This window comes from Janibacter sp. CFPM2_SD2, from assembly GCF_057364645.1.
This window is the reverse complement of the sequence record NZ_JBNFOF010000151.1, coordinates 1-7880: the sequence shown is the minus strand read 5'-3', so window position 1 is coordinate 7880 and position 7880 is coordinate 1. Positions and strand designations below refer to the sequence as shown.

General features: G+C 72.3%; 7 protein-coding genes and 3 pseudogenes. 6 read left to right on the top strand and 4 right to left on the bottom strand.

The features are described from left to right. The 5 genes and pseudogenes from AC2W7J_RS13330 to mftM form a co-directional block, all read left to right on the top strand. A pseudogene (locus AC2W7J_RS13330) lies at nucleotides 1-382 on the top strand (mycofactocin biosynthesis glycosyltransferase MftF); the annotation flags it as partial. Between the two features lie 285 nt (nucleotides 383-667). After that, the gene (mdo, locus tag AC2W7J_RS13325) at nucleotides 668-1873 is read left to right on the top strand and encodes an NDMA-dependent methanol dehydrogenase (RefSeq protein ID WP_485982966.1); all 1206 of its coding nucleotides are present in this window, start codon (nucleotides 668-670) and stop codon (nucleotides 1871-1873) included. A gap of 99 nt (nucleotides 1874-1972) precedes the next feature. After that, entirely contained in the window at nucleotides 1973-3100 is a 1128-nt protein-coding gene (locus AC2W7J_RS13320) for an AAA family ATPase (RefSeq protein ID WP_485982964.1), read from the top strand. Between the two features lie 72 nt (nucleotides 3101-3172). After that, on the top strand, nucleotides 3173-4702 hold the full coding sequence (locus tag AC2W7J_RS13315) for a VWA domain-containing protein (protein ID WP_068328723.1): 1530 nt from the start codon (nucleotides 3173-3175) through the stop codon (nucleotides 4700-4702). After that, entirely contained in the window at nucleotides 4699-5613 is a 915-nt protein-coding gene (gene mftM, locus AC2W7J_RS13310) for a mycofactocin oligosaccharide methyltransferase MftM (protein ID WP_485982962.1), read from the top strand. The genes AC2W7J_RS13315 and mftM overlap by 4 nt, the downstream gene beginning before the upstream one ends. 10 nt (nucleotides 5614-5623) lie before the next feature. Here the strand turns inward: mftM and AC2W7J_RS13305 are convergent, their stop codons facing one another. The 3 genes and pseudogenes from AC2W7J_RS13305 to AC2W7J_RS13295 all read right to left on the bottom strand — a co-directional run. Continuing rightward, a complete protein-coding gene (locus AC2W7J_RS13305; protein WP_485982960.1) occupies nucleotides 5624-6292 on the bottom strand; it encodes a MadR family response regulator transcription factor in 669 nt (222 codons plus the stop codon). Then, nucleotides 6289-6633, bottom strand: coding sequence for an ATP-binding protein (locus tag AC2W7J_RS13300; RefSeq protein ID WP_485982958.1), 345 nt, complete (start codon nucleotides 6631-6633; stop codon nucleotides 6289-6291). The genes AC2W7J_RS13305 and AC2W7J_RS13300 overlap by 4 nt, the downstream gene beginning before the upstream one ends. A 218-nt stretch (nucleotides 6634-6851) precedes the next feature. Then, a pseudogene (locus AC2W7J_RS13295) lies at nucleotides 6852-6956 on the bottom strand (hypothetical protein); the annotation flags it as partial. A 196-nt stretch (nucleotides 6957-7152) separates the two neighbouring features. On the opposite strand from AC2W7J_RS13295, the gene AC2W7J_RS13290 reads away from it, so the two are divergent. After that, nucleotides 7153-7611 (top strand): hypothetical protein, encoded by a 459-nt coding sequence (locus AC2W7J_RS13290; protein WP_485982956.1) that lies wholly within the window; start codon nucleotides 7153-7155, stop codon nucleotides 7609-7611. A gap of 73 nt (nucleotides 7612-7684) precedes the next feature. Here the strand turns inward: AC2W7J_RS13290 and AC2W7J_RS13285 are convergent. Continuing rightward, a pseudogene (locus tag AC2W7J_RS13285) lies at nucleotides 7685-7880 on the bottom strand (iron-containing alcohol dehydrogenase); the annotation flags it as partial.

The following is a 7880-nucleotide window of genomic DNA, read 5'->3' as shown; positions in this document are numbered from 1 at the left end:
GCTGCCCGTGGCCGGCTTCGGCCTGCTCTGGGGCGTGCGCTCGCTCGACCGACGACTGCCCGAGGGGCCGCAGCGGCGCGAGCTCGCCGTGCGCCTCGGCGCCCAGGGCCTGGGCTGGGCCGTCCGGCAGGAGACCGCGCTGCTGCTGCGCCACTGGTGGCCGCTCGCCGCCGTCGCCGCGACCCGCAGCAGCACCGTGCGTCGAGCCCTCGTCACCTCGCTGCTCGTCGACGTCGTCGTCGCCCGGACCGACCACCCCGAGGCGACCTACGACCCGATCAGCCGCCGCCTCGACGACCTCGCCTACGGCGCCGGCCTCTGGGTCGGCGCCGCGCGAGCCCGGTCCCTCGGAGCCCTCCTGCCCCGCCGTCCCGGCGGCTGACGGCGGCCCTCCCTTCGCCCCACGAGCCGAGCCGGCACCGCGGGGCGATGACCCACGTCCGGGCGCTCTGCAGGGCCCTGCCCGATCGGCAGGTGGGCACCTGCCACGGGGGTGGGGATCTGGACTCTGGACTGTCCGGCCGGTGCACCGCCGCCCTAGGTTCCGAGAGCAACCCACCCCCGGTCAAAGGAGACCCGCCATGCAGGTTGATGATCTGCTCAAGCCATTCCCGATCAAGGAGTTCCACCCCTTCCCGCGCGCCATGATGGGTCCGGCGCCTGGGAGATGATCGGTCCGGAGGCCCTCAAGCTCGGCTTCCGCAAGACGCTCGTCATGACGACCGGCCTGCGCGGCACGGACATCGTCAAGAACATCGTCGAGTCGATGAGGTACCACGGCCTCGAGGTCGTCGTCTACGACAAGGTCGAGTCCAACCCCAAGGACTACAACGTCATGGACTCCGTGGCGCTGTACCAGGAAAACGCCTGCGACTCCTTCGTCTCCATCGGCGGCGGCTCCGCGCACGACGCCTGCAAGGGCGCGCGCATCTCCGTCGCGCACGACGGTCGCAATGTCAACGAGTTCGAGGGCTTCAACATGTCCGAGAACCCGAAGAACCCGCCGCACATCGCGGTCTCCACCACGGCCGGCACCGGCTCCGAGACTTCGTGGGCCTACGTCATCACCGACACGACGACCGACCCGGACAACCCCCACAAGTACGTCGCCTTCGACGACGCGTCCGTCGCCAGCCTCGCCGTCGACGACCCGGTGCTCTACTACGACTGCCCGATCGACTACACCGCCCAGTGCGGGTTCGACGTCCTCGCGCACGCCTCCGAGCCCTACGTCTCGCGGCTGAACTTCGAGCCCTCGCTCGGCAACGCGATCCGCGCCATCAAGCTCACCTCCGAGAACCTGCGCGAGGCGGTCTGGAACGGTCAGGACCTCAAGGGCCGCGAGGGCATGATGTACGCCCAGTACATCGCCGCCCAGGCCTTCAACTCCGGTGGCCTCGGCATCATCCACTCGATCAGCCACGCGGTGAGCGCCTTCTACGACACGCACCACGGGCTCAACAACGCCATCGCCCTGCCGCGCGTGTGGGCCTTCAACATGCCCGCCTGCTACGGCCGCTTCGCCGACATCGCGGAGGCCATGGGCATCGACACCCACGGCATGACCAAGGTGCAGGCCGCCGACGCCGCGCTCGAGGCGTCGATCCGGCTGCTGCGCGACGTGGGCATCCCCGAGCGCTTCGTCGACGTCACCCAGGACAGCTACTCCAAGAACCGCCTGGGCACCGGGCCGACGGAGTACTACAAGAACTCCCCGGAGATCAAGGGTGACGCCGCGGACGTCGACCGCATCACCAACCACGTCCTCGGCGACGCCTGCACCCCGGGCAACGCCAAGGAGTGCACCTTCGAGACCGTGCGCCCCGTCGTCGAGCACTGCATGACCGGTGACCTCGACGACCTCATCAGCTGACGCACCTCACCAAGCCGCGGCGGTCCCCCTTCGTCCCCACCGGGTAGGAGGACGAAGGGGGACCGCCGCACCCCCGGACGAACCACCGACAGGAGCGCCATGTCCACCACCACGACGGACGCCGTGCCCGCCCTCGCGAGCGTCGAGGACACCATCGAGAAGTTCCGCGAGCACGGGTACCTCGCCGACCGCAAGCTCGCGACCACCGTCTTCCTCCAGACCCGCCTGGAGAAGCCAGTCCTCCTCGAGGGGCCGGCCGGCGTGGGCAAGACGCAGCTGGCCCAGAGCCTCGCCGAGGTGACCGGACGCCGCCTCATCCGCCTGCAGTGCTACGAGGGCCAGGACGAGTCGAAGGCCCTCTACGAGTGGGACTACGGCAAGCAGCTGCTCTACACGCAGATCCTGCGGGAGAAGATCGGGCAGATCGTCTCCGACGCCGCCGACCTCACCGAGGCCGTCGACCGGATCTCGGCGCACGACAGCATCTTCTTCTCCGAGCGCTTCCTCGCCGCCCGCCCGCTCCTCGAGGCGATCACGAGCGAGGAGCCCGTCGTGCTGCTCATCGACGAGGTCGACCGCGCCGACGAGGCCCTCGAGGCGGTCCTGCTCGAGCTGCTCTCCGAGTTCCAGATCTCCATCCCCGAGATCGGGACGATCGAGGCGACGCACCTGCCGCTCGTCGTGCTGACCTCCAACAACACCCGCGACCTGTCGGCCGCGCTCAAGCGCCGCTGCCTGCACCTCTTCCTCGACTACCCGAGCCCCGAGCGCGAGCTGGACATCCTGCGCTCCAAGGAGACCGGGCTGCAGGACGCGCTCGCCGCGCGCGTCGTCGAGATCGTCCGCGGCCTGCGCGAGCTCGAGCTGCGCAAGGCGCCGAGCATCTCCGAGACCATCGACTGGGCGCGCACGCTCGCCGTCCTCGGGGTCGACGAGCTCGACGCGACCCTGCTGTCGGACACGCTGAGCGTCGTCGTCAAGTACGACCGCGATTTGCGCCGTGCCGGCGAGGCGCTGCCCAAGCTCGTCCACCCAATGCGTCGTCCCGAGGGCACGACCACGGGCACGGGCACGACCACACGCACGACCACCTTCATCCCCACGGCTCCGACCACGGGGACGACGACGTCGACGGGCGCGAGGCCCGCAAGGCGAAGGACGCCCCCGGCCGCCACGACACCGACTACTACGGAGCACCCGGGGGTCTCGGGACCTCCCGCAAGGTGACACCGGGTCAGGGCGACCGCTCCTTCGCCGGTCGGGGCGCGCGCAAGCGCCCCCTGTGAGGAGGGAGCGACGATGGAGACCACCCTCCACCGCTTCGTGCGGATCCTGCGGCTGCGCGGTGTCCCGGCGAGCGTCGCCGAGGCCATCGACGGGCTGAAAGCCGCCGCGCAGCCGGGCGTCCTGGAGGACCGCGAGGTCCTCCGGGCCGCCCTCGCGGTCAGCCTCATCAAGGACCGCCGGGACATGCCGGTCTTCGACGAGACCTTCGACCGCTTCTTCTCGCTGCGGCCGGTGCTCACCCAGGACCCCGAGCACGGGCACAGCCACGACGACCTCTCCGACGACGGCGAGCTCACCGAGTTCTCCCTGTCGGAGGAGCCGGGCGACATGCCTCAGGACGGTCACTCGCACGGCAAGCCGGTCGACCTGCACGACTTCTTCCGGCCCGAGGACATGGCGCAGCAGTACAACCTGCACCAGGAGGCCAACCGCCTCGACATGGCCAACCTCACCGACGAGATCGTCCTGTCCGACGGGACCCAGGCCGGTCCCGACGAGGCCGCGCGCGTGCAGATCTCCACCTCGCGGCTGCACAACCCCGGGGCACCGGGCGACCTCGCCCGCCGACCGGGCATGCAGGTCGACGCCGAGCTGAGCGTCGCGCAGGAGATGGCCCTGCTCGCGTGGCTCGACGAGTCCTCCGACCTGCCCGAGGGCGACGAGGACGAGGGACCGGAGATGGCGGCGCTGCGCGAGGCGCTGCAGCCCTTCCTCGACGCGCTGCCCGAGCGGCTCAAGGGGTTCCTCGAGGAGCTCATGGCCCGCGAGGCCGAGCTGGAGATGCGCGAGATCGAGGCGGCCCAGGCCGAGACCGTCGACGAGGCCGACCGGGCCGCGCTCGAGGACTCGATCCGCCGGCTGCTGCGCTCGCTGCACGGCGCGCCCCGCCCCCGGCGGCACACCGCGGCCCGCGGGACGATCGACGGCCGGCTGACGATGCGCCGCAACATGCGCTACGACGGCGTGCCCTTCCGCCCCGTCACGGTGAGCAAGGTCGAGGACCGGCCGCGGCTGCTCGTGCTGTGCGACGTCTCGCTGTCGGTGCGGCAGACCTCGCGCTTCATGCTCCACCTCGTCCACTCGCTGCAGTCCGTCGCGGCCAAGGTGCGCTCCTTCGCCTTCGTCCAGGACTGCGTCGAGATCACCGACCTCTTCGCCGACCACCCCGTCGAGGAGGCGCTGTCGCTCGTCATGTCCGGCCTGCCCGCGGGTGGGGTGCTCGACGTCGACGCCGACTCCGACTTCGGGTCCGCCTTCGAGGTCTTCCTCGAGCAGTACGGCGGCGCGCTCAACCGGCGCACGACGGTCATCGTCCTCGGCGACGGGCGCAACAACGGCAACGACCCGCGGATCGAGGTCTTCGAGGAGATCGCCCGGCGGGTGCGCTCGGTCATCTGGCTCACGCCCGAGCCGCGCTACTCGTGGGGCCTCGGCAGCTGCGACCTGCCCCTCTACGCCGAGTCGTGCGACCGCGTGCAGGTGGTGCGCAGCCTCGGCGGGCTCGAGCGCGTGTCCGCCGCGACCGTGGGGGCGGGGACGTGATCCCCGTCGTCGCGAGCGCCGAGCCGCGGCCCATCGACCCGCTCGCCCCCGGGCGGCCCGCCTACGTCGACGACCTCGTCGTCGTGCGCACCGACGGCGAGCTGCCGCGGCGCACCCTGCGGACCGTGCGGACCGAGCACTTCGACATCAGCCACGAAGGGGGCCGGGTCGCCATCGCGCACCGCGTCCCCCTCGAGGAGGTGCACGCCGGTCTCGCGGAGCTGCTCTCCCGGGAGATCTTCGGCCCCGGGTGGCTGCGCGGCGCCGACGCCTTCGAGCGGATCATGACGGGCATCGTCCTGACGTCTGCCGACGACCCGCTGAGCGCGTGGGAGCACTTCTACCGCACGAGCCTGCGCACGATCGAGGCCGCGACCGACCTCGCCGACTCGCCCTCCGCGGGGATGCACGGCGCGGTCGCCGGATACGCCCCCGTCTACGCGCGCGCCGAGGAGGTGCTCGTCGGCGACTCGGTCGTCGAGCTGGGCTCGTGCTTCGGCTTCTTCTCCCTGCGCCAGGCCGGGACCCGCGAGGTGACGGCCATCGACGTCTCCGCAGGGTCGATCCGCCTGCTCGAGCAGGTCTCGGCGCAACTCGGCACGCCGGTGGAGGCGCTCACCGCGGACGCCGCCCACGTGCCGCTGCCCGACGGGTGCGCCGACACCGTCGTCGCGCTCCACCTGCTCGAGCACCTCGAGCCGCAGCATGGCTGGCGGGTCGTCACCGAGGCGGTCCGCCTCGCCCGCCGCCGCGTCGTCATCGCCGTTCCCTACGAGGACGAGCCCGAGGAGCTGTGGGGTCACGTGCGCACCCTCACCCGCGAGGACCTGGCCGCCTACGGCCTGCGCACCGGCCTCCCCTTCGCCGTCGAGGAGCACCACGGGGGCTGGCTCGTGCTCGACCTCGCCTGAGCGAAGGGGGTCAGAGCAGGCCGGCCTTGGAGGCCGCGTACACGGCCTCGGCCCGGCGCGAGACGCCGAGCTTGCGCATGATGTTGCCGACGTGGAACTTCGCGGTCGTCTCGGAGATGAAGAGCTCGGCGCCGATCTTGCTGTTGGACAGGCCCGACGCGAGCAGCCGCAGGACCTCGAGCTCGCGGCTCGTCAGCTCCTTGGGCTGCTCCTCCTCCGCCCCGTGCAGCCCGCGGACCATCGCGGCCGCCGACCGGGCATCGAAGGCGCTGCCCCCGCGGCTCACGTCACGGATCGCCCGGACGAGGCCCGAGGTGTCGACGTCCTTGACGACGTAGCCACGCGCGCCGGCCCGGATCGCCCGCAGCACGAGCCGCTCGTCGAGGAAGGTCGTCAGCACGAGCACCGCGATGTCGGGGTGGAGCGTCGTGAGCTCCTCGCACAGGGCGATGCCCTCGCTGTCGGAGGAGGTCGAGAGCTTGAGGTCGAGGCAGACCATCTGCGGGGAGAGCTCGGCCACGAGCTCCTTGGCCCGGGCCGCGTCCTCGGCCTCGCCGACGACCCGGATGCCCTCCTCGCGCTGGAGCACCGAGCGCAGGCCCTGGCGCACGATGGCGTGGTCGTCGACGAGGAGCAGCCGGATCTCGTCCTCGTCGGTGGTGCTCGTCGCTGTCGTCATGCTCGTCCCCTCTCACCGGTCCGGTCACCCTGCGCGAGCTGCTCGATGAGGCTGTGCCGCTCGCCGTCCGACGGGACGGGCACCCGGATCTCGACCCGCACTCCCCCGATGCGGGCGCGGCGGAACCGCACCCGCCCGCCGAGGTCGGCCACCCGCGCCTCGATGTTGGCCAGGCCGCGGTGGCTGCCGTCGGTGCTGCGACGCTCGACGCGCAGCAGCCGCCCGAGCACGACCGGGTCGCCGCAGCCGTCGTCGGCCACCGACGCGACGACCTCGTCGGGCCGGTAGTGCAGGCGCACAACTGCCCGGGTCGCCTGCGCGTGGAGCGCGACGTTGAACATCGCCTCGCCGACCGCCCGGGCGATGTCGTGCTCGGCGTCGACGCCAGCGGCACGGCCTCGCCCGCGACGCGGACCTTGACCTGCAGGTGGCTGCGGTGGTGCTCGGCGACCTCGCGGACGAGGTCGGGCAGCGAGGCGAGGGTCTCGCCCTGGGAGCGGCTCAGCGCGTAGATCGCCCGGCGCAGCTGGCTCACGGCCTGCTGGGTGAGGCCCTTGGCGGTGACGAGCTGCTCGTGCATCGGGTCGGCGGCCCCCGACCGTGCCTCGACCTCGCCCCGCGCGATCTCGACCGCCATGCCGGCCGAGAGGACGTACTGCGTCACCGAGTCGTGCAGCTCGCGGGCGATCCGGCCGCGCTCGGTGTCGATGAGCTCGCGCTGCCGGGCCAACTCGAGCCTCTTTTCGAGGCGGTGCAGCTCGTGGGTGCGCTGGTCGAGGTCGCGGGCCTGCGCCTGCACCTCGTCGTAGAGGCTCTGCGCCCGGCGGTGCTGGCGCTGGCCCTCGAGATACTGCTCCGACGTGTGCAGCGAGACGGCGGCCTGGTTGGCGAGGATCCGCAGCACCGCGAGGTCGCCGGGCTCGGGGTCCGCGGCCAGGCCGTGCAGCCCGGCGAGCGCGCCGACGGGGATCCCGGCGAGCACGACCGGCACCCGCACCCACGGCCCCTCGTCGGCCGTGCGCACCGCGAGACCCGCACGGATCGCGCCCAGCTCGCGGCGCACCATCGGCGGCAGCTGCTCCTCGTCGTCGACGGGGGTGGTCTCCCCCTTCGCCAGGGCGAGGACGCGGGGCCGGGCCCCGATGAGCCGGCCGTCGGCGATCGCGAGGATCATCCACTGCGCCTCGAGGTGGGACGCCGCCGCGCGCACGACCTCTTCGAGGAGTCCTCGCGGACCCTCGTGGGTGCGCACGAGCGCCCGGGAGATCGAGTCCATCGCCCGCACGGCCCGCTGGGTGCGCTCGTCGGAGCGGACGTAGGCGCGGTAGTAGGACCCCTTGCCCGAGCGGACACCGGTGAGCGCCTCGAGGTCGGGGGCCGACCGCGGGGTGCTCACAGCGCGCCCCGGAAGAGCGCCCGGATGTCGTCCTGGTCGGCCGCCCGCGGGTTGGTCGTCAGGCAGGCGTCCTCCAGGGTGGTCGCCGAGAGGGAGTCGAGGTCCTCCTCCCGCACGCCGAGGTCGCGCAGGCCCCGCGGGACGCCGACGTCGTCGGCCAGCCGGCGCACGTGGTCGGCGAGCAGCTCGGCG